Origin of the sequence: Peribacillus muralis (assembly GCF_001439925.1) — a bacterium.
Lineage (GTDB): Bacteria > Bacillota > Bacilli > Bacillales > DSM-1321 > Peribacillus > Peribacillus muralis.
The window spans coordinates 104,558-130,348 of record NZ_LMBV01000011.1 but is presented as its reverse complement, the minus strand read 5'-3'; the positions used below and the strand labels follow the sequence as shown (position 1 = coordinate 130,348).

Genomic DNA, 25,791 nt, shown 5'->3' with positions numbered 1-25,791 from the left:
CGCTGGTCCTTTTTCTGTTACGAGATCGTCTCAGAATGCCACATATCATTGATTTCCTTTATCTTTTTCAAGTCGCATTTCGGTTTTCGATCGTAAGTCAAAATTCCGTTAATTTCTTGTTCTACATCCGTTAGCTGGGTATAACAATATCCGTGAAGCACGTTGGAGGCATAAACAGCTTCCATAATCCTTCGATAGTCCGCTACAAAATCTTCCTCATTAGCGACCGATGTATATCCCCAACCAGCGTCTTCACCAACCTTATAGCCAATTCCACCGAATTCGGTCAAAAGGATCGGTTCCCCCTGATGTGAGAAGCCATCGGCATAAATACTTCGCTTAGCTGGCATTGAGGCAATGGCACCCTCTTTTGTCGCCAGCCCCCCTTTGTATATTTCATATTTGCCCTTTTCACCCTTCGATCCGTGATTGTAATTATGAATGGCACAAATATCCGTTTTCGTAAGTTCCCATCCGTCATTCGAGATCACCAGCCTCGTTCCATCCAAGGAGTGAAGGAGATGGTACATCGCCAACGAATGCTGCTGCTGATTGAAATTCCCCTTTACATGCGGGATGCCCCAGCTTTCGTTCAAAGGCACCCAAGCAACGATCGAGGGATGGTTATAATCTCTTGCTACCATTTCAATCCACTCTTTCGTCAAACGGGCAATTGAATCGTTATTGAACGAAGCCGATGCCGCACACTCTCCCCAAACAAGATAGCCTAGCTTATCCGCCCAATATAAAAAACGGGGATCCTCTGTCTTTTGATGCTTGCGGCACCCATTGAAGCCCATTTCCTTTGCCAATTCAATGTCTTTTTTCAGGTCTTCATCCGTGGGAGCCGTGAGCAGCCCATCTTCCCAATACCCTTGATCAAGGACAAGCTTTTGATAATAAGGCTTATTATTCAAATAAACCATTCCATTTTCCGTATGGACTTTTCTCATCCCGAAATATGTTTGCACGTCATCTAGTAAGCTGTCATTCTCATCTTTTAATGTTATCGTTACATCGAATAAGTTGGGATTTTCCGGTGTCCAGTTCCAGCCATCATCGTGAGCGCCGGTTCTAAAGATTTTATGATTATATAGGTTGAAGGAGCGACTCGTATATTTCTCCATGATGAACACGGTATCCTTGACGATTCGTTCTCCTTTGAAGTTGATCTCGACATCTACATGCTTTCCGCTGTAGTCTCCAAATACCTCGAACTCCATTTTAATATTTCCTTGATCAATATCCGGCGTCCATTTAAGATTCTCCACACTCAAGGGCTCAACTGGCTCAATCCACACCGTTTGCCAGATGCCTGTTGTTCTCGTGTACCAGATTGATTCCGATTTCTCGATCCAAAACTGCTTACCGCGCGGGATCGTTTCATCTGTGGAAGGATCCTCCGCCTTTACAACGACCGTTTCTTCTCCACCCATTAAATACTCCGTTATGTCATACTTAAAGTTCGTGTGACCACCTTCGTGATACCCCACGAACTGTCCATTCACATATACCCATGAACGATAATCCACCGCTCCAAAATGGAGGTGGATCCGCTTCCCCTTCCATAGATCCGATATTTCAAAATTCCTTTTATACCAAACGATATCGTGAAGGCCTTTATCTTCAATGCCGCTCAGCTTCGTTTGATAGGCAAAGGGGACTTGGATTTCCTTATCAAAAACCGCGGAGTCCTGCGCATACCACTTTTGATCGGTACCAAGCTGTTGATCATCAAAAGCAAATGACCAGACCCCATTTAAGTTTAACCACTCCTTGCGAACGAACTGAGGTCTTGGGTATTCCTGGCGATATGTCATTGCATTCTCTCCTTACACATATTTGATTTCATTATAATTACAGTTTCTTTCCGCCTATTGAAAGCGCCTACAATACTATTCTATATAATCAGTAAAATAACGTCAATATTTTTAGTAAAATTTTTATTAACCCTTTTTTGAACAAAATAAAAACCATAGGAGGATTCTATGGTTTTGGAGGTTTTATCCTTAGACAGTTGCATTTTTTATGATAGTGATCATGACCGTTGCATTTCACTGCAGGCGCTCCCTTTCCGCGGGCGGTCCGTGAGCCTCCTCGGCTTTTAGCCTGCGGGGTCTCACGTAGACACGCATTTCCCGCAGGAGTCTCGCACCTTCCGTTCCATTCCACTCTGTTTTGATACGAAGATGTCCGGTGCATGCGCCTGCGGGGCAATCTTTGACTCGCATTCCTAAGCAGGAATCTCGCATACCCACTCCAATCAACTCAGTATTAATTCAAAGATAGAGCCCTGAATTACAACTAACAATAAAGAAACCACTCATTGCGGCCGCCTGTTGTGCCCTAGAACTAACGAAACCGCTAGCTCGTAGCAGCACTATAATAATTTCACATTTTTCCCTAATTATTGCCTTGGAGAAGTTAATTATTTTTGATAACCGTTCAAATTCAATAAAAAAATCAAAAGGTTTCGGCATGCGAGCGCTCCGAAACCTTTTTTGTCTATTATCTACCTTGATTCACTCTGCATCATTTTCTTCAGAAACTACTGTTCCTGATGATCAATTCCGTACCGATCATGACTTGCTTGACAATTTTGCGGCCAGTTACTTGCTCCATGACTAAATCGGCTGCCGTTTCGCCCATCAGTTCCGTGTGCACCTTAAGGGTCGTTAATGCTGGATAAACGTATTTCGAAACACTTATATCATTGAGCCCGATGATATTGACCCGTTCGGGCACAGGTATGCCTTCTTCATGTAATGCACGTAAACAGCCGATCGCAATCAGGTCGTTTCCCGCAAAAAAGGCAGTAGGCAGATCGTCTCCGTGCTCGTTAATCGCCTCTTTCATCAATCGATATCCATCTTCCACAGAAAAAGTTCCCATATAGATAAACTTATCTTCAAGCACTTGCTTTTCTTTTCCATAGCTTTTAAAGGTTTGTTCGCGCAAATCGATTATCTCACCGGATTTGTCTTTATAGAACTCTTTTCCTCCTATGTAACCGATGGAGGTATGTCCTTTTTCGATTAAATAGGTAAGGATTTTTTTAGTGGCTTTCTCGAAATCGATTTTGACGGAATCAATTGAATCATCTTCAAGACTATGATCGACCAAGACAATATTTTCAGTAATTTCCGCAAGTGCAAGGACTTGTTTCTTACTGAACTTTCCAATTGCAATGATTCCTTGGATGTTTTCTTGCTTCAAGTCCTCAAGGTCATCATAAAAATATTTTACAAGCTGAGCCTCTAGTTGCTGACAGCGCGTTTCGATTCCAAACCTGATCGACATATAGTATAAGTCTTCCAGCTCTTCCTTTTCTGTATACCAATGGATGATTGCGAATTTAGAAGGTGCTGCCTTTCGTATCGCCCGCCGTTTATATGATAATGTTTCTGCTGCTTCAAATATCCTTTTCCTTGTCTCATCGGTAACAGAAAGTGAATCGTCATAATTCAGAACTCTTGAAACAGTGGCAATAGAAACGCCAGCTTTTTCAGCTATATCCTTTATCGTCGCCATTCTTATCAATCCATTCTTACATGATTTCTGTATGTGTCTTACCTTAATAATTTCATATTATCCATAAAAAAGAAAGGATATATTCCAAAAGTGAAAAGTAAAAGACTTGGGGAAAGCAATATTTCCCATTATCATTTAATGCCTGTTTGGGTAACTCCCTTAATGAACGAACGCTGACCCATAACGAAGATAAGGATAACGGGAATGGTGGCAATCGCCGTTAACGCCATCAGTCTTCCTGGTGATGAAACGAAGCTTCCTTGCTGCATGATGGCAATACCGGTTGTGATGGTCCTCATATCCGGCGAGCTTGTCGTCAGCAACGGCCAAAGGAAATCATTGTAAATCGACATGAAGGTGAAAATTGCCAATGTCCAAATAACGGGACGTGCGGACGGTAAGGCTACCTTGATGAACACCTGCCATTTATTCGCTCCATCCAAATGAGCTGCCTCCTCCAATTCCTTCGGGAAAGCCTTGAAGGATTGATATAAAAGAAACACGCCAAAGGCATTTGCCGAATAAGGCAAAATGAGCACGGCATACGTATCCAATAATCCAAACTGGTTGAATCCCATATATAAAGGTAAAAACGTGATGACCCATGGAATGGTCAGAGAACCTATGAACATGCCGAACAATAGCTTTTTGAATGGTACATCCAGCCTTGCCAAACCATATGCAGCAAGGGTATCGACAATTAACACGATCAAGGTGCCTATAATCCCGACAAAAAGGGAATTTGACATCCACGTAAAGACTGGCGTATCCGAGCCGCCGCTCAGGCTATACGTATAATTCTCCAACGTGAAAACTTCCGGGATCCATTTTAATCCCGAGGTGAAGGCTTCTTGATCTGTCTTAAAGGAAGTGGCCATCATCCAAAAAAGAGGAGCGATAAAGAAGATGGCAATGACGACCGCTATCGTGACTATAAATATCTTGAAACCTTTATTTCTCATTTACTTCATTGCCTCCTTCTTTTCCCTAGTCAGTCTAAATTGAACGAGTGAGATGATGATCATGATTAGGGCCATCATTATCGACATGGCTGCGGCATTGCCCAATTGTCGCTGATTGAAACCTTCCTCGACAATATTCATCAGGAGAACCTGCGTTGATGTGCCTGGGCCGCCCCGGGTCATCAAATAAGGCTGCCCGTATATATTGAAGGATGCAATGGTCGAGGTGAGGGTGACGAATAGCATCGTTGGCTTAATGGTCGGCAGCGTAATATGAATGAAGGTCTGCCATCTGTTGGCCCCATCCAGTGAACCCGCTTCATACAATTCCTCGGATACCTCATTTAGGGCATTGGTGAATATGACCATGTTAAACCCTATCGTCCACCATAGTGTCGCGATGATGATTGAAACCCAGGCCCAGGGAGTATCCGTTAGCCAAGGGATCGCTGAAAATCCTACCTTTTGGAGATATTGATTGATTAATCCACTGTTCGTGTCAAATATCCAAAGCCAGATGATGGCAACGATTGAAACAGATACAGAGTAGGGGATGAAATAGGCAGTCCGGAATATACCTGTCAATTTCTTCGGCAGGGCATTCAGCAGCAGCGCTAAACCAAGACCTACGGCGACAAGCAATGGCACGCTGAAGATGACGAACAAGAATGTATTTTTCAGGCCTTCAAAAAATAAATTGTGCAAATATGAATCCGAGTCAAATATATTCAAATAGTTTTTCAACCCGACAAACTCTTTGACCGGGTTTAGTAGATCCCATTCATGCATACTGATCCAGACCCCATATACAATCGGTGCTATGAGAAAAACAGTAAACAAAAGTAAGTATGGTAACACAAATAAACTGGAAGTGGCTTTTGATTTCCACGATGTTCGCTGCATACGTTCCTCTCCTTAATTAGCTCTCTGCGGTCGATATAATAATAGGAGGAAGCAAGTGATATTCACTTGCCGCCCCCTACAAGTCATTTATTCAAGATTTGGTCGGCTTTTTTGTTAGCATCATCCAACGCTTGTTTTGGATCTTTTTTCCCTAATAACGCCAGATTCACTTCAGCCCATAACGGATCTGAAACCTGACCCCAGTTTGCGATTCTTGGGGCAAACTTCGCGTATTCGAACGAAGCGGCAACTTTAGGCTGTTGAACCATGCTTTTAAATTCTTCATTTTGCTCATATATTGCCTTGGAAGCAGGAGCTTGGCCCGATTTTGCCCATTCCAATGTGTTGTCGGCAGTGAATTTAAGGAAATCATTGATAGCGGCCAATTTTTCTTTATTTTTAACAGTAGCGGGGATGACGAAATTATGACCATTTGCATATACAGCTTGTTGTTTCGTACCTAATTGCGGCACTTCGGCAACACCATAATTAATGCCTGCCTTGTCCCACTGCTCCATCATCCACGGTCCATTGAACTGCATCGCATTTTTCCCTTGAAGGAAAAGGTTCACTTCTCCATCTTGCTGAACATTGGCCGGAGACACTTTTTGCTTATGGATTAAATCCGTCAAGAAGGTCAATGCTTCAACTCCAGCCGGGCTATTGTAATCTGGCTTGCCATCCTTTAAGAATTCCCCGCCATTTTGATAGAAGATCGTTGGGTAAATGAACTGATTCGGCCAAAGGGTCGGCACGACATAGCCATATTGCCCCTTTGATTTATCCGTTAACTTTTTGGCAAACGCGAGGAACTCCTCCCGATTTACCGGGGCCTTTTCAGGATCTAAACCAGCAGCCTTGAACAAGTCCTTGTTATAATACAGAAGCAGCGGATGAATATCCAACGGAATCGCATATTGTTTTCCATCCACGGTCCCGGCACCCCATGCAGTCTCGGAATAACCCTCTGGTTTTATACCTGCAGATGCCACTGTCTCGCTAACATCTTTCACTAAATTCTTTTCTACATAGTTTGTAAGTTGATCAGTATGCATGATTAATAGATCAGGCGCATTTTTTTGTCCGGAAAATGCAACATCGACCGTTTTATAATAATCCGATTGCGGAACGATTTGCATATTCACTTCATATTCAGACTGGGATTTATTATAGTTCTCGACAATATTCTTCATTCTCGGACCATCCGCACCAGAAAATGGTGTCCAAAATGTGATCTTTTTACCGTTGCCATCATCACCGGAGGTTGAAGCTTTATCCGTATTGGAACAAGCAGCCAAAGATCCGATCGCAAGCGCGGTTGCCATGATAGCACCAATTATTTTTTTCTTCTTCATCTAAGTTAACTCCTTTATCTTTATTTCGTTTCTCTTTTGAAAACGTTCCAATCATTAACGGATGATTGTAAGACATCGTTCCGTTCCCTTATGGCAACACACTCCCGTTCAGCTAATTTTCCCTTTAACAAAGCCAAAAATTGAATACGCTTTCAATTACCGATAAAAAAATATAAAATTTAACTAAAATTTTTACTTAAAATAAATATATACTTGCACATATTGGTTGTCAACGTTTTTCTAAGACCAATAAAATAAAATTCCGACAACTAAGAAAAATTAGATATCTCGCATTCCACCTCCAACCGTCCACGAGTCAATGTGCCGTCATAGAAATTCCGCTCGTACGGCATTTCCTGGCCGCACTAAAAAAAGCAGTCCAACAAACACTACTTAAGCGTCGGGAACTAGCTTGTGTGTTATGCAACAGGAATCCTCATCCCTCCGCTGGATGGATTCGAGGCAAAACCTCAAAACTGTAGGAATCCAGTATACCAACTTAGTTTTTACAGAGTGGAATGAGAAGGCGGCGACACTCCTGCGGGAAATGCGCGTCTACGGTAGACACCGCAGGATGAAAGCCGAGGAGGCTCACGGACCGCCTCTGGAAAGCTATGCTCCTGCAGTTCATATGAACGGGCTAATGAACCCCTCCAACACTCCTCAGCACCAAACGATGATTCGGTATGGAGAGGTTTGGGCAGGGATGCTTTTCGTGGCAGGTCCATAGATGACAATTAGATTCCGGTTTTCAGGAGTTCTTGAAAAGGGTTGCCCGTTTTGTAATAGGATTTGAGTGAACGGAGAAATATTCAATTGTAATTGACCATCTCCGCTCTCCAACCGATCGTTGAAATAATCCACTTTTACATTTTGATATGGACTATCCTTCACCATGATAAGCGCCCGATATTGCGGCGGATAAATAAGGGGAACAGGTGCATTACCATCATAATATCCGGTTACCCGGTCCCCGACGGATACGATAGCTTGGTCCACGAAGTACGTTCTAGGTGAAACAACGAAATTCGCCGATATCCCCCCGTCTTCTACAGATACTAATTTATAACAGCCTTCCCTCTCCCCATTTTGCCCGGTTGGAAAATCACTGACCATGGTGACGATCCCATGAAAAGGTTTAAAATTTACCACACTGCATCCCTCCATTAATTGTTGGAACTGGCGATTTCGCTTTAATTTATGTGCTATCGCCTAAAGTGGTGATTATAGACTTCTCCGCATGTTCACATATCCGTCATAATTGTTTACAACTTATTGGTATGAGTTGCTTTTAACTGTTCAAAATATGATAAGAAAGGTTAAAACGGAGAATCTGGGCATATAAGTAATTATAAATTACGAAAAATATATTGAAATATCAATTTTTTTTAGATATAATACGACATGGTCCTAAATAGTGGACCGTCTATAATTTTTAGAAAATTTAATTATTTTTTAAAATAGTAAATTATGGTTTTATCATGGAGGTTTTAATTTGTCTAATAAAGTACCGTCCTCATTTATAGTAGTGATTGGTTTCATGCTGTTTGCTTTATTCTTCGGGGCAGGAAATTTAATCTTTCCGCCGATGCTTGGTCAATCAGCCGGAACGAATGTCTGGATTGCCAATGCTGGGTTTTTAGTAACGGGAGTTGGACTGCCCTTACTAGGCGTACTGGCGCTTGGTTTTTCAGGAAAAGATGATTTACAGTCGTTAGCGAGTCGCGTACATCCGGTGTTTGGGATTGTATTCACAACCGTTCTTTATTTAGCCATCGGACCATTATTCGCGATACCAAGGACAGGAAATGTATCTTTTGAAATCGGTGTAAAACCTTTCTTACCCGAAAATCCAGGACCACTGCCTTTAATCATTTTCACGCTCATCTTTTTCACGATTACGTGCCTTCTTTCGCTCAATCCTGCGAAAATTGTCGAAATTGTGGGGAAAATCTTGACACCGATCAAGTTAACGTTCATTGGTATTTTAGTGGTGGTCGCATTCGTCCATCCAATCGGGGACTTTCAAGCACCTGCCAAGAACTATACCGTTCAGCCATTTTTCAATGGATTTAGAGAAGGGTATTTAACGATGGACACTCTGGCCTCATTTGTTTTTGGTATCATCATCATTAATGCCGTTAAAGCAAAAGGTGCCACAACAAAAAAACAAATCATGATCGTTTGCGGCAAAGCGACCGCCATTGCTGCCGTTATCCTAGCAACCATTTACACAGCCCTTTCTTATATGGGTGCTTCCAGTGTCCAAAAGCTTGGACATTTGGATAACGGAGGAATCATCTTAGCTAAAGTTTCGGACTACTACTTTGGCTCATATGGCGGGATTTTATTGGGACTGATGATCACAGTAGCTTGTATAACGACGAGCGTAGGACTTATAACGTCTTGTTCGACTTATTTCCACAAGCTGCTTCCTAACATCCCGTATAAAACAATTGCGATCAGTTTATCCGCCTTTAGTGCAATAGTTGCCAATATCGGTTTGACACAATTGATTGCCATTTCCGTACCTGTCATGACAGCCATTTATCCATTAGCTATCGTATTGATTTTCTTAACCTTTTTCCACTCTTTATTCAAAGGAAAACCGGAAGTTTATCAAGGTAGCTTACTGTTAACCTTCATCGTCAGCTTGTTTGACGGATTGAGCGGAGCCGGCATCCACATTTCATTCATCGATGCTTTCTTTAATGCAATCCTTCCTTTATATGGTGCAGGACTAGGCTGGATCGTCCCTGCCATCGTCGGAGGAATCGTTGGATATGCCAGCAGCCTCATACGCCCAAGCCATAACCATCAAATTGATTAAAAAGCAGCAAAAAAACTGTCCAGGAAAAATGCCTGGACAGTTTTTTTTGTGTCTGTTCTCATTTTGGTGTAGGCCGGATTATGTTGTGTTTGGGACGGATTATTTTGCCGTTCGGTCGGATTATTCCTTGTTCAGGGCGAATTATTCCTGTTCAGGTCGATTTATTCCTGTTCAGGTCGATTTATTCCTGTTCAGGTCGATTTATTCCTGTTCAGGTCGATTTATTCCTTGTTCAGGTCGATTTATTCCTGTTTCGGACAGATTACACCATTGATTATCTTTTTATTTCATTTCGTAAGTTGTTTAGTAGTTGAAAGATTTGTCCGCGGTGATGTGATTCGTGTTCAAGCAGGTGGTATACGACCCATTCAGGTGTGACGTCATATTTTTCGAGCAGCCTTGGGTTACGCCAATCATTTAGGTCGATGGATCGGAAGCTTGAGAGAAAGACTTTACGCACCTTATTCAGGCGGTCAACATGTTCTTCTATCGTTTGTCCTTCGATGTGAGTCAGGGCGCCATCTTCCGAGCGGCTTTCCAATGGAAATAACGCGAGGATTTCGGGATCCCATTCTGCAACAAGTACTTCTTCGTATAACCAATCTGCTTCCACTAATGCGATGTGATAGAGCAGCGAGCCGATCGTTTGCCGTCCATCCGTCTTCGTATCAAGGATAGTTTGGCTGACGCCGGTTAATTCCGTTATAAGCGTGCGGCGGACATCTTCTAAACACCAGAGCCACCGGCCAATTTCTGGTTCATATCCTGGTAATGCAGTGATTGTTAATTCCCTTTTCTTCAATGAGATCATCCTCCGATTGTTTAACGTACATTATTGGGATTCAATACGAGGGCAGTATCGTTCCATTCGTATATCAAAAGTGTTAATGCTGCACCAGCGATTTTAATGTTTTCGGACTTAATGACCTTTGCACCAAAAGCTTCGTAAAAAAATCGCGATTTGTTTCCTTCGAGAACTTCAACAAAAATCGAATGATAGCTTAGCTCTTCAAATTTCAAAAATAGTTTCGTCAGAAGCTTCTTGCCTATCCCCATTCCTTGGAATTCCTCAAGGATATATATGGAGGTTACATCACCGGAATGTGCGACCTGATTCGTTGCTCTTTTCCCGCCACTAATGAACCCGACAATGCTTCCGTCGCCATTTTCCTTTACGTAAATATGATTTCCTTCTTTAGATATATTTTCTATCCATAAAGCTTTTCTTTTCTCATAGGATAGCTTATCTAAAAAATCATTCGGGATGATATTTTTATAAGTGGTTCTCCAACTGTCTACATGCACGGTCGCTATCGCTTGTGCATCGGCGACCGTCGCTTCCCTTATCAACATATTGAATCCTCCTCCGATATAATGAAATTCGTTGAAGGAGATAGGTATTCCTCTTTTTCTTGCTAAATGACAAAAAGAGCAATCCTTAAGATTGCCCTCCCGTTTGCCGATGTTAATTCCCCAAAAAAAGATTGGTCCTCATTCCCTCAGATATACGCCTGCTTTGTAAGTAATCCAGTTCCCGTTCTTGTTCAACCATGATCCGTTGCTCCAGTTTTTGAGCATATAATGCATAACTGATCCCATGAGCCTGAAACATTGCTTTTTCCATTGCCGACGTGTACGTTAATTCGAGAAAATTGATGAAGAATCAACCCTTTCCAGATTAAATTTCGTTCTCATCTTATCATTGCGATTGATTACTGACAAAGTGACTCAGCCTTCATATTCACCGATAATCGAGATTCTCACCCGCCTGTTCTTCTCACCGGGCATTGAAACGCCGAATCCCTATAATTTCCTCTATTTTCCTTTTTATTATACTTACTTTCAGAGGACGACAGTAGTAAGCACAATAAAAAAGCCCCCATTTACATGGGAGCTGGATAATCATTTATAGGAACCGAAAATTTCCTCTGCCAATCTCCGGCCTGTCGGAGTAGCGGCAAGGCCGCCTTCTGCCGTTTCACGAAGGGCAACTGGCATGGTCAGCCCAATTTTATACATGGCATCGATCACTTCGTCACATGGGATGCGGCTCGTTATGCCCGCAAGAGCCATATCTGCTGCCGTTATTGCGTTGGAAGCTCCCATTGCGTTACGCTTCACGCAAGGAACCTCAACTAATCCGGCCACAGGATCACAAACGAGGCCAAGCATATTTTTCAAGGTGATCGCCATCGCTTCTGCCGATTGACTAGGAGTACCGCCAGCTAACTCTACAATCGCAGCTGCCGCCATTCCGCTTGCCGAGCCGACTTCTGCTTGACAGCCACCTGCTGCTCCGGAAATCGAAGCATTGTTGGCGACGACGAAACCGAAGGCAGCGGAAGTGAAAAGAAACTCGATCATCTCTGCACGCGTCGGGTTTAGCTTTTCCTTCACGGCAAATAAGGTACCGGGAACCACTCCTGCAGAACCGGCAGTTGGCGTGGCACAAATCATCCCCATTGCTGCATTCACTTCGTTCGTGGCAACAGCCTTGCTGACGGCATCCAGTAATAAATCGCCTGCGAGTGCCTTGCCCGACTTAATATAATTTTGCAAAAGAACGGCATCTCCGCCCGTTAGGCCTGTCACGGATTGCACTCCGTTCAGTCCTCTTTCCACCGCTTGTTCCATGACCGTCAAATTCCTGTCCATTTTTTCAATGATTTGCTCTCTCGATAAGCCAGAGAACTCCATTTCTTGTAAAATCATGATTTCCGCGATTTTTACGTTTTTACTTTCTGCCAGTTCAACCAGCTCTGCTACATTTCGGAACATGTTTTTACCTCCATATCTATGTCAGCACGTTTAATGATGATCATTCAACCATCCTAATGACTTGCGACACGTTTTCCAATCTTTCTATTTCCTTCATGACCTCATTCTTGATTTTCTGATCGACTTCAATCACCATCAAGGCCATTTGACCTTTTTCTTTTCGTGAAACTTCCATATGTCCGATGTTAATTTCGTGATTCGCCAAAACGGTCGAAACGGAAGATATGATTCCAAATACATCGTTGTGTACAACCAAAATGGCGGGGTGTTCACCTGACAATTTAAGCTTGAATGTGTTCAGCTCGGTTATTTCGATCGTTCCGCCGCCAATCGAGATTCCAACAAGCTCTAATTCATTATCTTCATCGAACAGCCTGATTTTGACTGTATTTGGGTGATCCATCACCGTATCCTCGATTGTAAAGGAAACTTCCATACCCGCTTCTTGTGCAATCGTTAAAGAAGTTGGAATCCTTTCATCATCGGTATCGAAATCCAATATCCCGCCAACGACAGCAACATCCGTGCCGTGTCCTCTGTAGGTTTTCGCAAAAGAACCATATAAAGAAATAATGGCCTTATTAGGTTGCTTCCCGAATAATGTCCTTGCCACTCTGCCAATTCTGGCAGCTCCTGCTGTATGTGAACTAGAAGGTCCGATCATGACCGGACCGATTATATCGAATGCAGATCTATATTTCATTTGTAATGCCCCATTTCTGGCCGTATATTTTGTTAACTGTCTTTCAACTCAAATAAAGATGAATGAATAACAAAAAGCGCCATGATTACTATATTAAGATACTTTTATCATTTCTGCAATGTAAACCCTTTCATTACCTATCCCATATTAACACATATTAAATTGCATACCTACCAAAATTTACGTTTTTTAATGAGGTTTGTTTTTTTCAGTATTTTAAGATAACTACCTGCATAAAAAAAAGCAGCGCTCAGGCTGCTTCCCTTTTATCTCAATCCTAGCTCGCCTTTTTCTCATCCTTCGTATTCACGGCACCCCATATCTTGGACGCCCATTCAGGATGATCGATGAATGGATTGCGGTTATTCTGCCATTCATAAATGACATCATTGCGATGGCTTTCGAAATCGTCGACCGGATCGAGATCATTCCATTTTAATAGAGTCGAAAGCTTTCCATGCAGCGGCTTCGGATACGTGTTGACCATATCGGCTAATTCCAGATCCAACTCGCCGTTTCCTTCATAACGGATTGCCATGTAAAAAAGCATCCGGGCGATATCGCCTTTCACATGATCTGGCGGCTCCCATGAATCTGCATCGAACTTGCATTCACAGCCACTGTACGATTGCCCGCCCTCATCGAAATCGAGATGGCCCCGTTTGCCATTCACCGTCACATCGGCGGGACGGAGGTGATGCAGATCGGTCCCAGGGCCAATGCTTGTTCCAAAATCACCGTGGGACTTTGCCCAGACATGTTCACGGTTCCATTGCCCTGCATTGCCGCCATTAGCGTTCTTCGAAATCGATTTTCCAGAGTATAGCAAGATGACATTATTACTGTTTTGTGGATCTTCATCCGTTTCCTTAAGAGCATTCCATACTTGATCATAAGAGACCATCTTATGATCCTTGATGATCGAGTGCAGAACAGACTTCAATTCCGTCCCCGTTTTACCTGCCGCCGTGTCGTAATACCCTTCAAGCGGCATATCACTCGTTACGGTCAACGTGAACCGGGCAACCGCCTCCGACTGCTTGTCAGCGGCCTTTACTGCAACAATGGTTGTCCCCGCCTCATTTGTAGGAAGAGTTAACGTGGAGCCGGCAACCGTACCTATGGTGGATGTGAAGGTCAGTGGATCGCCATCAGGGTCTGTAAAATGCTTATCCAGATCAATCATTGCCTTAGAACCGATTTTCACTTCAACATGTTCCAAATCTTTGGTCACGACTGGTGCTTGATTATCTTTAGGTGTAAAAGGGGAAGCAATGGCTTCCCCTTTAGAATTGAAAAACTTGATATCCTTCGTGTCGACGCCTTCGGTTACTGTCCACTTCAGGACATTTTCAGCGCCGCGGATTTCTTTTACAGAAGCGTTATCAATGATGACTTCCTTCACCGGCATGCCGCTTAAATCAATCACTGCGCCTTCCTTATCCGGCTTGAGCGTGACTGTTACATTTTTGAGTCCTAAGCCTTTGAGTACTGCATAGGAGCTCTTTAACAAAATGCCTTCTTCGATTTTGGACGTTTCGTCAAGATCGACCAAAACGCTAGGAGATGCAATCGTAAGTTTTTTTGTTTTAACGTTTTGCAGATGATACGTCTTGTCCGGGACAACCGGTTCAACTTCCGGCCCGGATAGAGCAGTTGAAATCAATACAGGGTCATGATCGCTTGCCTGTCCATGCACTTCCATGAAGGATGAGTTTATATGGACAATATCGACCTTCGTCGCTGCGGCCATGTTATTCGAAACGAGAATATGATCCAATACTTGTGAATTGCCTTGATAGGTGTATGAATAACGTTTCTCAAAAGGGACTTTCTCGATCATATTCGTTAAGTCTTTACCCTTTAAGGTTTTAAGCGGTGCCGAAAATTCATAGTCGTTAAAATCGCCAAGCAACACGATATTCGCCTTATCATCCTGTGACTTGATATCACTGACGAATCCATTGACGATCGAAGCAATCTTAAGCCTTTGCGTCTCACTTGAAAGCACTGGAGGCTGGTTTTTTCCGAATAATGGCTGGTCGCCACCCTTTGAATTAAAATGATTGGCCACGACCACTACACGTTCGCCTTTGAATTCGAATTGAGCGGCCAACGGCTTCCGGCTTGAAGCGAAGGCAGGATCAGCAGGCTCGATCCGTCCGGGGTTCAATGTAAGCTTTCCATCCTTGTAGGCTACGGACTGCGTCGCCGTCCCCTTCGTTCCCTCCGTTAGCTTGACACGGTCGACATTATATAAAAAGCCGACCCGGATATTCCCGCCAGGCGCTCCTCCATCGCGTTTATTTTCCGGAGCGATATCGATGAACTGATAGTTCGGTCCGCCCAACTCTTTGATTTTGTCCGTTAGCTTCTTCGCGCTTTGTGCAGAATCCGTTGTCCCGCTATCCGTTTCCCCATCATTATCCTGCATCTCGGTTACGCCGATGATATCCGGCTGCTTTAGATTGGTAAGAATGGATGTTGCGATCGTTTCCACTTTCGCGTTAGCCGTTTGCGTCGAGAAATTCTCGATGTTATAGGAAGCAATCGATAGTTTATCGGAATCCTTCTCTAGAGATGTCACTTCCCGGGCCGTGCCTCCATCCTTTAGCGTCGGCAGCTGGTTCTTATCCGTCAATATCCGGTAATTGCTGAATCCATAACTGAGTACGCCTGTAACCGAACCTTTGAAGAAATCACCGGTTTTGGCCACGAATGTTTCATCATTCATATCCAAGATGATTCGTTCAGGATTGAAATCCGTTTCGGTAATTTTCACGCCTTTGACTGCAGTCGTCGTTTCCATATTCCCTGGAATCACGACCAATTCACCATAGTCTTGTGGCGCAACCACTTTTGGATTGGCTACTTGTACAAGCATCCCTTCCAAGCTTTCGTAAAAATCAATGCCATCCTCGCTCGGATTAAAATCTGTCAATCTATCATCATCGATGTTTGCCGACGGCGGAGTGATATCTTTGCCGATGACGATTGGTTGCGGTACAGCCACTGTGCCCAGCTTTTCAATCGTCGTATTCGTCAATTCCGTTGTTGGCAGATCGGTCGTTTTCATCTCGGCATACCCCTCGATATACCATTCAACGACCTTACCGGCCACTTTGATGTGATCTCCCGCTTTCAGATTATGCGCTTTATTGTATACAAGAATTCCCTCCGAGGTCGTTTCGTCCTGATCCGGGTTATTATCTTGCATGTAAAAGTTATTCGCATCTTTTACATACGTGACGACACCCTCGACACCCGAGACGAGTTGATTTTCGTACGATGAAAAATGATTCATCCCCTGGATATCACGAATCTTCACTTCATTCGTTTTCGAGACGGTATAGGCAAATGAGAAAACTTCCGACGTTTTGTCGTTTACAGCGATTGCCTTGATGACCGTATCTTTCGTCAAGCTGATGGGCTCGGTGTAAAGAGTGCTTGATGAAGTCGGCGCTGAACCATCCACCGTATAATGGATCTTCGCATCTTTCCAGCCCGTATTAAGAGTTACCTTTGTATGTTCACTAACCGTTCCAGGGAATATATCCGTGTAAACAGCCGGTTTGTTGATTAATTCATAATCTTCAAGACCACGCGGCTTCAGTTGGTACGTGTCATTGAATTGCGATGATATTCCAGTGACAGTAATAACATCACCGTCCTTAAAGCTTTTCAGGAAATCATCATAAGTCGAACCGTTCCGGTTATCATGACGAACGATCACAGAGTTTCCTTTACCGTCCTTCGCCAGAAATTCAAATGTTCCATATGTTCCGGATGCAGCCAATCCTGTAATGTTCACATTTTCAATCGTGACGAGCTCTCCTTGAGTGTCCCCGTTGACGCCAGATGCGTCCCCTGTTTGGCTTTTCGGAAGCTCATTCCCGGAAGAAATGACCTCCAGTTTGGTTGGCTGCATTTGCAATTCTTTATTATAAGCGGAAACCTTGCCGATTAAACGAACCTTATCCCCTTGCTTTACATCCTTAGGCCATGAAGAACCATACACATATAGCCCAGCGGTTTCATCTTGGATATAAAAGCCTTTTCCTCCCCAATATCCCAGCCCTGTGGTCACCACTCCATCCACCTGCACAACATCCTCGGTATTCGTGCGGGCCTCGGCAATGGAAGCCATAACCTTCACATCAGGCTGTTCAGGAGGTGTTCCGCCATCCGTGATGATGGTATAAGCGGTCGGCGATTTCAAACCCGATACGGAAAAGTATTTTTCCAATTTCCCGGTAATCGTCACTTCTGCTTTCAACAATTCCGGATGGTCGACCAAATTCAAAGCCGCCCGGATGCTTCCGGCTGGAAGCTGAACGGGCATGATTTTCTTTACATCCGTTTCATCGCGGCTATCCGCAATTCCAATGTTCGTAGCTTCAGTAAAAGGTGATGCTTGTTGATAGCTTGTCCCGCTTTTTGCGACGCCGACGATGTATCCCTTCACAGTTGCCGTCCCGCTGTTATTGTTAATCGCTTCCCCCACTGTTATCGTCGTTCCTTCCGCTTTTGCAACGGCGGCATATGGCAAAACCGTTGATAGCACAAACAATATCGCAAGGAAAAGCTTGCTTACCCCACTTTTCTTCAAGATCTCAACCCCTCCAGATTTTTACATATATCTGTTTCTTAAAGATTGATTTCGCCCTTCACGGTGATACCGCTCATGTTCACGTTTTTCCCTTGAAGTCCTGATAAATCCAAATCGCCCTCGACTGTAACATTTGCAAAAGTGAACTCATCGGCAGGAGTACCGGTCAACGCTAGATTCCCTTTAACCACCGCATGTTCCAATGAAGCAATATCCGAGATATCGACACCTACATTTCCTTCATGTGTTTTCGGTGCATCTGCACTTCCGCCAAAGTCTTTGGCCAGTACCACAGTCGGGTCTGCAGAGTTTCCAACACTATCTTTGATCCGTCCTTCGATGCTTGGATCGACAGTTGTCAGCCCGCTTACATAATCTCGTAAGTTTTCCCAATCGGAAAGCCCAAGATCCGTCACTCTTCCTTCTTCATAAGCCTTCTTGAAAACGGTGAATCCATCGCCGCCCTTGGCTGTAAAAGCATTGGTCGCCACGACATACTGCTTCGTTGCTTCCAATTCGGAATATGTTCCATCTTGGCCCAGGACTTCAACCTTGTTCACACGGTCGCCTGATGCCTTCGAACTGTCGTAGCTGAATTTCATTCCGGCTACATGGAGGAAGCCGCCATTTTCCTTAGGTGCAAGGCTGACACTATGCTCTAATGCTTCCGTGATTTCCGCGCCGGACAGCTTCATTGTCGCCAGCGTATTGCCAAATGGTAATACGGTCAGGATTTCCCCTAACGTGATTTCGCCTTGGTCGATGCTCGCACGGATTCCCCCGCCATTTTGGAATGCGATGACCGCATCACGATTAAATTCTTTCGCTTTGCTAAGCATTCCATCCGTAATCAAGTTACCTAGTTCCGTTTCATTTTTACGAACACTCGGCTTCGTGGCATCTCCTGCATCACGAGGGCTTTCCAAAGCATTCACGGCGGTTGCCCCTGTCTTCGTTTCCTTCAGCTCCTTAATCTTCGAGGAGTACGTTTCAAGCTCTTTAGCCGCCTCAACATCATCCTGCTTATCAGCAAGCTTGATCAGCTGTCCGGCCTGGCCGACAATCTTGCCGTCCTTATCGAAGTTCACATCGACCGTTCCCAAAAAGTCACTATACTGATAGCCTTGAACGATGACCGTAGGCTCCTTCATGTTTCCTTTTGCATCCTTGTCAATGACGACAGGAGCATTTAATTGAGTATGGCTATGTCCACCAACTATCACATCGATTCCTTTGACGTTGGCAGCCAATGTTAGATCATTGTCATATTCAGCATTGTCATCAAAGCCAATATGCGAAATGGCGACGATCTTGTTCACACCCATGCCCTCGAACGCCCTGACCGCTTTTTCGGCTTCTTCCCGATAGTTTTCGAACGCTATGCTTCCTGGACTGGAAATATCTTTCGTTTCTTCAGTCGTAAGCCCGAAGAACCCGACCTTCTGTCCATCCACTTCCTTCACGATTCCATTGTAAATCTTCCCTTGCTCCGGTTTACTTGAAATCAAGTCAGAGAAGAGTCCTTTAAACTTATTATCTTTGGAGAATTCCACATTCGAACTGACAAAAGGAAACTGTGCCCCTTTGACGAAATCGGCCAAAGCTTGATGCCCTTCAGCGCTAGATCCCAAATCAAACTCATGATTTCCAAAGGTCATGACGTCATATTTCATTAAATTCATGAAGCGAAGATCTGCTTGTCCCTTGAATTCATTGAAATAAAGGGTTCCCGAGAATACATCCCCCGCATCGACCAACAGCGATTGCGGTTTAGCTTGACGCACTTCCTTAACAGCCGTCACCCTTTTAGCCACATTGTCCAAATGGGCATGCGTGTCATTCGTGTGCATCAACGAAAGCGTGATCGCCTTCGGTTTTAATGCCTCTTCAGCAGCCGCAACCTTTTTATCCGCCAGTGTAATCTTCGCCTCGAATTCCTTGCGATCGGCGTCCTTCATTCCTTTTAAGCTGATGGCAGCCTTAGCTTTCTTAGCCGAATCTATCTGTTCTTTCGTCTTAAGCTCCCCGTTGGCAAGAGCTACGTAGGCATTCACTTTTTTGGCGACTTCTTTTTTCTTTTCTGCATACACCGCAGCATCATACTTAGCGGTTACTTCTTTTACGTAAGCATGGATGCACTTGCCCAGCTTCGATGTTTTACTAACTCTTTTCAGCTGTGCCGCAACGGTTTTCATCCGTTTATCTGCGGTTGCTAAATCGCCTTTTTTCACCCAGTACTCGGCTTTTTCATAGTAAAACGGCACTTTAAGGTCACCATTCAAAGCGGTTTTGGTCGACTTAGTGAATTTATCGTATAAAAGCATTTCGATTTTCGCACCGTACACCGTATCTTTTATCGCTTTGTCTGTCTTTGTAACGGCTTTATCAAGTGCGTTGTATCGGTCCCTGATTTCAATGGATTTCTTGGCAATGACCGCATTCGTAAAGGCAGTAATCGCCTTATCATGTGCCGACTTTGCTTTTTCAGCGTCTTTATATCCTTTTACATAGCCTTCCGAACGAGTGATATATTTATCGTAGGCTTCAATTTCTTTATATTTGGCCTCTTTTTCTTTTTTGCTTAACACGGATTTTTTGATTGAAGAGTTGATGTCTTTTTTAGCTTGTTTGGCAGACTTGATTTGTTTCTCGACAGTGGACACGGAAGCGAGTTTAGAAGAGTAGAAATAGGTATCGAATGGTTTTTTGATGGTCGCCTTTGCTGCTTTGATTTTTCCATTCAAGCTGGTAGCGGCGTCTGAAGGTGCTGGTGCTACTGCTACGATCGTTGTCGCAGCCATAATGGCAGCTGATGCAATTTTCACGATTTTCTTTTTCCCCATTGAAGTTCTTCCTCCCATAAGTTTTATACTGACATAATATTTCGTTAACATGACCATGAATTTGACACGCTTTTCAAAAAAATTTCGTCCGAAAAAACTTAATTTCTTTACACGCATTCCCCTACTTTTTTCCTGTAAGAATTCGTGTATATCCTATATTACAACAAAATAATCCAATTTTAAAACAAATTTACAATATTTGACGAATTATTAACAGAATATTATCTTTATAATGATTACATAATGCCTATAATTCCAAAGATGATATACCAATAAAATTTTTTAATAAGAAAATAGAATTAAAACTAGAAACCCCTTAAAACAGAAACCCCAATGGCTAAGATATTTCTGCAGCATCATTTCTGTGTTAATAAATGTTTGATCCTGATCCAAGGACGGTCGTTCTCCCATTTTACCGTGACTGGGACTTGAAAGGTCTTTTCCAATCTAGCTTCCGTTAAGACATCCTTTTTTTCACCGTTAGCCACAACGGTGCCGGAATTGATTAATAACGCATGTGTGATTGCTGGGACGATTTCTTCTATATGGTGGGTAACATAAATGATCGTTGGGGCGACTGGGGAATCTGCCATTTTTTCGATGGCTGCTAATAGTTCTTCCTTAGCGTGAATATCCAGTCCATTGCATGGTTCATCCAGCACCAGTAGCTTCGGTGAAGACATAAGGGCCCTTGCAAGCATCACTTTTCTTTTTTCACCTTGAGAGAGCGTATGTATGAATTGATTGGCCAAAGGCTTGATTCTGAATTGGTCCAGTAATTCCATAGCTTTGCTGCGATCATCGTCCGTAATTTCGTCATAGATACCAATGGAAGCGAACTTGCCGCTCATGACGACTTCAAGTGCTGAATCATTTGCCCTTGCCTGATACTCCTGATCCAGAGAAGAACTTACCCAGCCAATGGACTTCCGCAGCTCTGGTATATTCGTTTTGCCAAAAACATTTCCCAACACTGACACTTCGCCACTGCTTGGCCATTGATATCCTGTAATCATCTTCAGCAGCGATGTTTTCCCTGATCCATTAAGTCCTAGAAGAGCCCAATGCTCTCCTTCCCGAACCTCCCACGACACTTCATTCAATATCGTTTTCCCTTTCCTCCGCCAGTTAATGTTCTTTAGTGTAATGATGCTAGTGTCTTCGTTCATCGTTCTTCCTCCTAATGATTAATTATTCGAATAATATGATTGTTAATTCTACCATTTTATTCCGTTCCCTATCAAAACCTTCGGGAGTTGCCTGAAGCAACGGAAATGCAAAAAAAAACGGTGTAATATTCACACCGTTTCAGACTATGGACAGACTCAATGAAAATCGAGTATGTCTTCATTTTTTTATGGCTTGTACCATTCTTTTATTTTTTAATTTTTTTAACTTTATACTTTAAGGCTTTTTTAACGCTTATCCAAATCAATCTGCACTAAATTTCCATCAACATCATTTTGAACGCCTCATAAATTTACGTATCTGCTCTTCAAGATAATCCCGCAATTCAAACGGGTCTTTTATACTATAATTAGTATAATAACCTAAAAAAGGAGGTAATTAAAATCATTAAAACTTTAAAAATATCATTTTTCATTCTATCGATTTTTGTATTAAGCAGTTGTCAGGAAAAAGTTATAGAGGATACTCCATCTAAATTAAATATTATTGAGAAAGAGCAACAACAAACTGAAGTGCAGAATCATATACTGAATTATATACGCGTTAATATCGTATATGAGGCGAATAAAAACGAAAATTTAATTGATTCCTATTATACATATGGGTTTGATAGTAAAAATATATATATGTTTTATCAATACGCTTTAGTAAATGAAAGTGAAACCATTGTTCATACTGACTATTTTCCTGTCATTTTAAAACGTAATAAGGACGGAGAAATTATCAGTTATTTAACTCCAAAAAAAGGAGAAGATAAACAAGAATTTTTTAATGAAAAATTCCCTGATGGACTCTTAGAAAAAAATCATAAAATTGATGATGAGGTTTCTTATACAAAATCAGAAATTGAAAAATAGATAAACAGCAATGATTGAATTAACAATCGCCAAATAACCGCTACCCTTAAGAATTCTTGAAGAGATTCGGTCAATTTAAAAAGGGATTTCGGTATACGTACATGTACACGAGCAATCATCCATTTAGTACCTGCTCTGTCTTTCTTCCAAATCCATTGATGATGACTACGCTCGAAATCGCAACAAGCCCCCCTGTTATGGAAAGACCACTCGGGAGCTCCTGAAGCCAGATCCAAGCAACGATAATAGCAAAAGCCGGTTCAATATACATCATGCTCGAAACGGAACTGGCTTTACCTAATGATAGGGCAATTGCCCAAGATACATAGGCGACGGCTCCCGGAAAAATGCCGATATAGAGAGCAGAGACATTCGCTTCCAGCGTCGCTTCTTGAATCGTATGTAAAAGGCCTGGAGAAAAGATGAAAAACGGTAATGTGCCTGCCCAGGTAAAATACGCCGTCAGTTCAATCGGCTTATAGCGAAGCAATAATGGTTTTTGAAAAACAAAAAAAGCCGAAGTGGCAACTGATGCGAATAATACTAAAAAAGCTCCGTTGGAAATATGGAAGCTTGAACTGGCCGTTCCCAACGTAATAAGAAAGATTCCAAAAAAACCAACCACTAACCCGACCCATCCAAACAAACCTAGACGCTCCTTTAAGACTAAAGCAGCTATTACTGCTGTAAAAATGGGGGCAGAAGCGATTAGCATGGCTGCCGTACCCGCTGAAACGGTTTCTTCACCGAATGTTACACCCAATTGATAGAGACTGATGCCAATCCAGCCCAAGATCACTATTCTAAAGATATCCTCTTTTCTCGGTAAACGAAATTTGCTAGTGGGCCATAGAGCATAAAGGATAAAAACACCTGATGCTATGAGAAAACGAATCAGCACTAAATGCCCTGCGGAGTATCCGCCATGCAGGCTTGCACGAATCGCCGCAAAGGCGGATCCCCATAAGATGATGGCTACCGCCGCTATCATGAATATCTTCAGATTCATAACCAGATCTCCCTTCCTTTTTTTATATAGAAGTCTAAAGGTACTTCATCCTTTTTAATGTGTATATAAAGCTTAGGGTACTGAGATGTTCATCAGGTGTATGGATGGAAACCACTCTTTCATTTACCATTTCCAGGCAGTATTTTAACCACCTTGGCGAAAAGGGGATAAAGGAGGTAACCCAAGTAAACACCGAGCATGTTCAGGATAAGGTCATCCACATCCAAGCTTCCGCGCCGGAGAACAAACTGGCTGATCTCGATGATGGAAATCATGATGAACGGATAAAGGAATTTCGTTAAGGCGGTCACCTCTTTCCCTTCCCTAAACAACAAATACAGCCCGAATGGAATGAAGAGTCCCACATTGGCACTAAGGTTATAAAATGATACAAGTCCGTCCAATTCGTTCGATGCATATGCTAGAATGGTAGAAAAGGGAGTCATATTATAGGAATAGACCTGACCTTGTGGCCGGAAAAACAGCAAAACCAATAGTGATGTACTGTAGCCGACAAACGCGGCTTGCCAAAAAAACCTCTGGACGGTGATCGCTTCCCTGCGAAAATAAAGAACGGCGAACGAAACAAGCATGAGGATACAAAACCAGACAACGAGGTGCCAAAGGATTCAAATATAATGAGAGCTTGAGAAAAAAAGGCAGGCCGCATAAAAATAACGCTTGCGACAGAAAAAAGGAAAGCAGGACCGATTTTAGCGACATATCCTTCCAAATCATACCTATCTTTTCATCCTAGGTCATCTTCTGCAAACCGTCAACAAACGGCAAAATCCTGTCATACCCTTCATTCGACTTCCACCATGATTTGGGTCAGGTAATTTTCATATCCCTTTACCGAGACTTCATCCAAGATGTACTCTTCGTAGGCAAACGCTTTGATGTTCAGGTTTTCATGTTCCATGAAGCGGATGATTCTTTTATAGGTTTCGGAAATATTTTCATAGCTCCCCTTATGGTAGGCAACGATATAACGTCCCTTCGGTTTAACATGGAAAGCAAGGGAAGGATGTATATCGTTTACTTTCGTGTAAAGAAATGAATAATTATCATGATCGCCGCCAATGATTCTTTCTTTGCTTATCATCGCCCCGATAGGGAATCCGGTGTAAAATTCATTTTCATTACAGAAGTCGATGAAATCCGAGGTTGCTTTTAAAAATTCGGCATCAGAAGAGTTCAGGATGCCTTTGCTAAGGAAAAGCTGTTCTTCCTCCTCTAGTTTCAAGGTGATTTGGGAGTCATCCATACATAGCGCTTTTTCAGTGAGGGATATTTTCGTTTCGATGATTTTCTGCATTCGATGAAGATTTCTTATCTTTTTTTCCAATTCCAACGATTTTTCTTTAAAAAGCTGAATTAGTTCCAGAGGTGATCGGTTGGTAAGAAACCTCTTAATCTCCTTCAAGGGCATATTGAATTCCTTTAATAATGATATGACTGAAAACACCTCATATTGTTGATAAGAATAATACCGATACCCTTTGTCGTTTTTGATATCGGGAGTTAGAAGGCCGATTTCATCATAATGGATGAGCGTTTGTTTCTTTACATTGCACAACTTGGCGAATTCACCGGTTGTGAAATATTTCCCTATATTTAACTCGGACATTTCAATCTCTCCTCTTGACTATATGGTAACCAGATAGCTTACGGTATTAGTATATCATGATAGCAAAACGGATAAACCGGAGCGAAACGAGGAAGGAAAATATATGACAGTACATATTAAAGATGTCACGAAAGAAAATAGTGCGGAGATTTTGAAGCTGCAAATCCATGAAAAACAAAGATCATTTATTGAAACGACCGAGCAATGTTTGGAAGACGCTATAGCATGTAAATATTACAGGCCAGTCGGTCTTTATATGAGAGATACCTTGGTCGGTTTTGCGATGTATGGTTTTTTCCCCGGTGAAGGTGAGAAAGGACGAGTTTGGCTGGACCGTTTTTTCATTGACGCAAAGCATCAGGGACAAGGTCTTGGAACACTCTTGCTCGAGTTTTTAATACAACGGTTAATCCGGGAATATGATTGTCCCGAGATCTATTTGAGCATAGTCGAAGAGAATCAGGCTGCTTCTCACTTGTATAAGAAATTCGGCTTTGCCTTCAATGGCGAAGCAGATTTCAACAATGAAAAAGTCATGGTCAAGAAGATATGAGCATCGAGCTACGAAAAAACCGGTTGCTGATAAGGCAGCC

General features: G+C 42.8%; 19 protein-coding genes. 3 read left to right on the top strand and 16 right to left on the bottom strand.

The genetic code is table 11. The features are described from left to right. Window positions 1-17: 17 nt before the first annotated feature. The 6 genes from ASU00_RS14920 to ASU00_RS14890 form a co-directional block, all read right to left on the bottom strand. Window positions 18-1,820 (bottom strand): glycoside hydrolase family 2 protein, encoded by a 1,803-nt coding sequence (locus ASU00_RS14920; RefSeq protein ID WP_057914265.1) that lies wholly within the window; start codon window positions 1,818-1,820, stop codon window positions 18-20. Between the two features lie 721 nt (window positions 1,821-2,541). Further along, window positions 2,542-3,531 (bottom strand): LacI family DNA-binding transcriptional regulator, encoded by a 990-nt coding sequence (locus ASU00_RS14910; protein ID WP_057914263.1) that lies wholly within the window; start codon window positions 3,529-3,531, stop codon window positions 2,542-2,544. A gap of 131 nt (window positions 3,532-3,662) precedes the next feature. Next, window positions 3,663-4,493 (bottom strand): carbohydrate ABC transporter permease, encoded by an 831-nt coding sequence (locus tag ASU00_RS14905; RefSeq protein ID WP_057914262.1) that lies wholly within the window; start codon window positions 4,491-4,493, stop codon window positions 3,663-3,665. Next, the gene (locus tag ASU00_RS14900; RefSeq protein WP_057914261.1) at window positions 4,494-5,396 is read right to left on the bottom strand and encodes a carbohydrate ABC transporter permease; all 903 of its coding nucleotides are present in this window, start codon (window positions 5,394-5,396) and stop codon (window positions 4,494-4,496) included. Between the two features lie 83 nt (window positions 5,397-5,479). Continuing rightward, window positions 5,480-6,751 (bottom strand): ABC transporter substrate-binding protein, encoded by a 1,272-nt coding sequence (locus ASU00_RS14895; RefSeq protein WP_057914260.1) that lies wholly within the window; start codon window positions 6,749-6,751, stop codon window positions 5,480-5,482. A gap of 663 nt (window positions 6,752-7,414) precedes the next feature. Then, entirely contained in the window at window positions 7,415-7,903 is a 489-nt protein-coding gene (locus ASU00_RS14890; protein WP_057914259.1) for a hypothetical protein, read from the bottom strand. Window positions 7,904-8,246: 343 nt separating this feature from the next. On the opposite strand from ASU00_RS14890, the gene brnQ reads away from it, so the two are divergent. After that, window positions 8,247-9,581 carry a branched-chain amino acid transport system II carrier protein gene (brnQ, locus tag ASU00_RS14885; RefSeq protein WP_057914258.1) on the top strand — a complete coding sequence of 445 codons (1,335 nt, stop codon included), beginning with the start codon at window positions 8,247-8,249 and terminating at the stop codon, window positions 9,579-9,581. A gap of 274 nt (window positions 9,582-9,855) precedes the next feature. On the opposite strand, the gene ASU00_RS14880 is transcribed toward brnQ, so the two are convergent. The 7 genes from ASU00_RS14880 to ASU00_RS14850 all read right to left on the bottom strand — a co-directional run bounded on the left by ASU00_RS14880 (window position 9,856) and on the right by ASU00_RS14850 (window position 21,683). Then, the gene (locus ASU00_RS14880) at window positions 9,856-10,383 is read right to left on the bottom strand and encodes a DinB family protein (protein ID WP_057914257.1); all 528 of its coding nucleotides are present in this window, start codon (window positions 10,381-10,383) and stop codon (window positions 9,856-9,858) included. A gap of 20 nt (window positions 10,384-10,403) precedes the next feature. Next, complete coding sequence (locus ASU00_RS14875) at window positions 10,404-10,934, bottom strand: GNAT family N-acetyltransferase (RefSeq protein WP_057914256.1); 531 nt, start codon at window positions 10,932-10,934, stop codon at window positions 10,404-10,406. Between the two features lie 549 nt (window positions 10,935-11,483). Next, window positions 11,484-12,359, bottom strand: a complete 876-nt coding sequence (gene sdaAA / locus ASU00_RS14870) for an L-serine ammonia-lyase, iron-sulfur-dependent, subunit alpha (protein WP_057914255.1) — start codon at window positions 12,357-12,359, stop codon at window positions 11,484-11,486. Window positions 12,360-12,399: 40 nt separating this feature from the next. After that, complete coding sequence (gene sdaAB, locus ASU00_RS14865) at window positions 12,400-13,062, bottom strand: L-serine ammonia-lyase, iron-sulfur-dependent subunit beta (protein WP_057914254.1); 663 nt, start codon at window positions 13,060-13,062, stop codon at window positions 12,400-12,402. Between the two features lie 277 nt (window positions 13,063-13,339). Next, complete coding sequence (locus ASU00_RS25880) at window positions 13,340-17,671, bottom strand: endonuclease (protein ID WP_082630344.1); 4,332 nt, start codon at window positions 17,669-17,671, stop codon at window positions 13,340-13,342. Between the two features lie 38 nt (window positions 17,672-17,709). Next, window positions 17,710-20,514 (bottom strand): bifunctional metallophosphatase/5'-nucleotidase, encoded by a 2,805-nt coding sequence (locus ASU00_RS26255; RefSeq protein WP_236712741.1) that lies wholly within the window; start codon window positions 20,512-20,514, stop codon window positions 17,710-17,712. Between the two features lie 356 nt (window positions 20,515-20,870). Next, window positions 20,871-21,683, bottom strand: a complete 813-nt coding sequence (locus ASU00_RS14850; protein ID WP_057914253.1) for an ABC transporter ATP-binding protein — start codon at window positions 21,681-21,683, stop codon at window positions 20,871-20,873. Window positions 21,684-22,328: 645 nt separating this feature from the next. On the opposite strand from ASU00_RS14850, the gene ASU00_RS14845 reads away from it, so the two are divergent. Continuing rightward, a complete protein-coding gene (locus ASU00_RS14845) occupies window positions 22,329-22,559 on the top strand; it encodes a hypothetical protein (protein WP_152983765.1) in 231 nt (76 codons plus the stop codon). Between the two features lie 115 nt (window positions 22,560-22,674). Here the strand turns inward: ASU00_RS14845 and ASU00_RS14840 are convergent, their stop codons facing one another. The 3 genes from ASU00_RS14840 to ASU00_RS14830 form a co-directional block, all read right to left on the bottom strand. Then, window positions 22,675-23,568, bottom strand: a complete 894-nt coding sequence (locus ASU00_RS14840; RefSeq protein WP_057914251.1) for a DMT family transporter — start codon at window positions 23,566-23,568, stop codon at window positions 22,675-22,677. A gap of 119 nt (window positions 23,569-23,687) precedes the next feature. Continuing rightward, complete coding sequence (locus tag ASU00_RS14835) at window positions 23,688-24,161, bottom strand: VanZ family protein (protein ID WP_057914250.1); 474 nt, start codon at window positions 24,159-24,161, stop codon at window positions 23,688-23,690. Between the two features lie 212 nt (window positions 24,162-24,373). Next, window positions 24,374-25,198, bottom strand: a complete 825-nt coding sequence (locus ASU00_RS14830) for a MerR family transcriptional regulator (RefSeq protein WP_057914249.1) — start codon at window positions 25,196-25,198, stop codon at window positions 24,374-24,376. Window positions 25,199-25,301: 103 nt separating this feature from the next. Between ASU00_RS14830 and ASU00_RS14825 the strand changes: the two genes are divergently transcribed. After that, window positions 25,302-25,751, top strand: a complete 450-nt coding sequence (locus ASU00_RS14825) for a GNAT family N-acetyltransferase (protein ID WP_057914248.1) — start codon at window positions 25,302-25,304, stop codon at window positions 25,749-25,751. Window positions 25,752-25,791 lie beyond the last annotated feature (40 nt).

Excerpts from the sequence above, each read along its gene's own strand:
- ASU00_RS14920 (WP_057914265.1), bottom strand. The coding sequence starts at position 1,820 with ATGACATATCGCCAGGAATACCCAAGACCTCAGTTCGTTCGCAAGGAG.
- ASU00_RS14910 (WP_057914263.1), bottom strand. The coding sequence starts at position 3,531 with ATGGCGACGATAAAGGATATAGCTGAAAAAGCTGGCGTTTCTATTGCC.
- ASU00_RS14905 (WP_057914262.1), bottom strand. The coding sequence starts at position 4,493 with ATGAGAAATAAAGGTTTCAAGATATTTATAGTCACGATAGCGGTCGTC.
- ASU00_RS14900 (WP_057914261.1), bottom strand. The coding sequence starts at position 5,396 with ATGCAGCGAACATCGTGGAAATCAAAAGCCACTTCCAGTTTATTTGTG.
- ASU00_RS14895 (WP_057914260.1), bottom strand. The coding sequence starts at position 6,751 with ATGAAGAAGAAAAAAATAATTGGTGCTATCATGGCAACCGCGCTTGCG.
- ASU00_RS14875 (WP_057914256.1), bottom strand. The coding sequence starts at position 10,934 with ATGTTGATAAGGGAAGCGACGGTCGCCGATGCACAAGCGATAGCGACC.
- sdaAA (WP_057914255.1), bottom strand. The coding sequence starts at position 12,359 with ATGTTCCGAAATGTAGCAGAGCTGGTTGAACTGGCAGAAAGTAAAAAC.
- sdaAB (WP_057914254.1), bottom strand. The coding sequence starts at position 13,062 with ATGAAATATAGATCTGCATTCGATATAATCGGTCCGGTCATGATCGGA.
- ASU00_RS26255 (WP_236712741.1), bottom strand. The coding sequence starts at position 20,514 with ATGGGGAAAAAGAAAATCGTGAAAATTGCATCAGCTGCCATTATGGCT.
- ASU00_RS14850 (WP_057914253.1), bottom strand. The coding sequence starts at position 21,683 with ATGAACGAAGACACTAGCATCATTACACTAAAGAACATTAACTGGCGG.
- ASU00_RS14845 (WP_152983765.1), top strand. The coding sequence starts at position 22,329 with ATGTTTTATCAATACGCTTTAGTAAATGAAAGTGAAACCATTGTTCAT.
- ASU00_RS14840 (WP_057914251.1), bottom strand. The coding sequence starts at position 23,568 with ATGAATCTGAAGATATTCATGATAGCGGCGGTAGCCATCATCTTATGG.
- ASU00_RS14835 (WP_057914250.1), bottom strand. The coding sequence starts at position 24,161 with ATGCTTGTTTCGTTCGCCGTTCTTTATTTTCGCAGGGAAGCGATCACC.
- ASU00_RS14830 (WP_057914249.1), bottom strand. The coding sequence starts at position 25,198 with ATGTCCGAGTTAAATATAGGGAAATATTTCACAACCGGTGAATTCGCC.
- ASU00_RS14825 (WP_057914248.1), top strand. The coding sequence starts at position 25,302 with ATGACAGTACATATTAAAGATGTCACGAAAGAAAATAGTGCGGAGATT.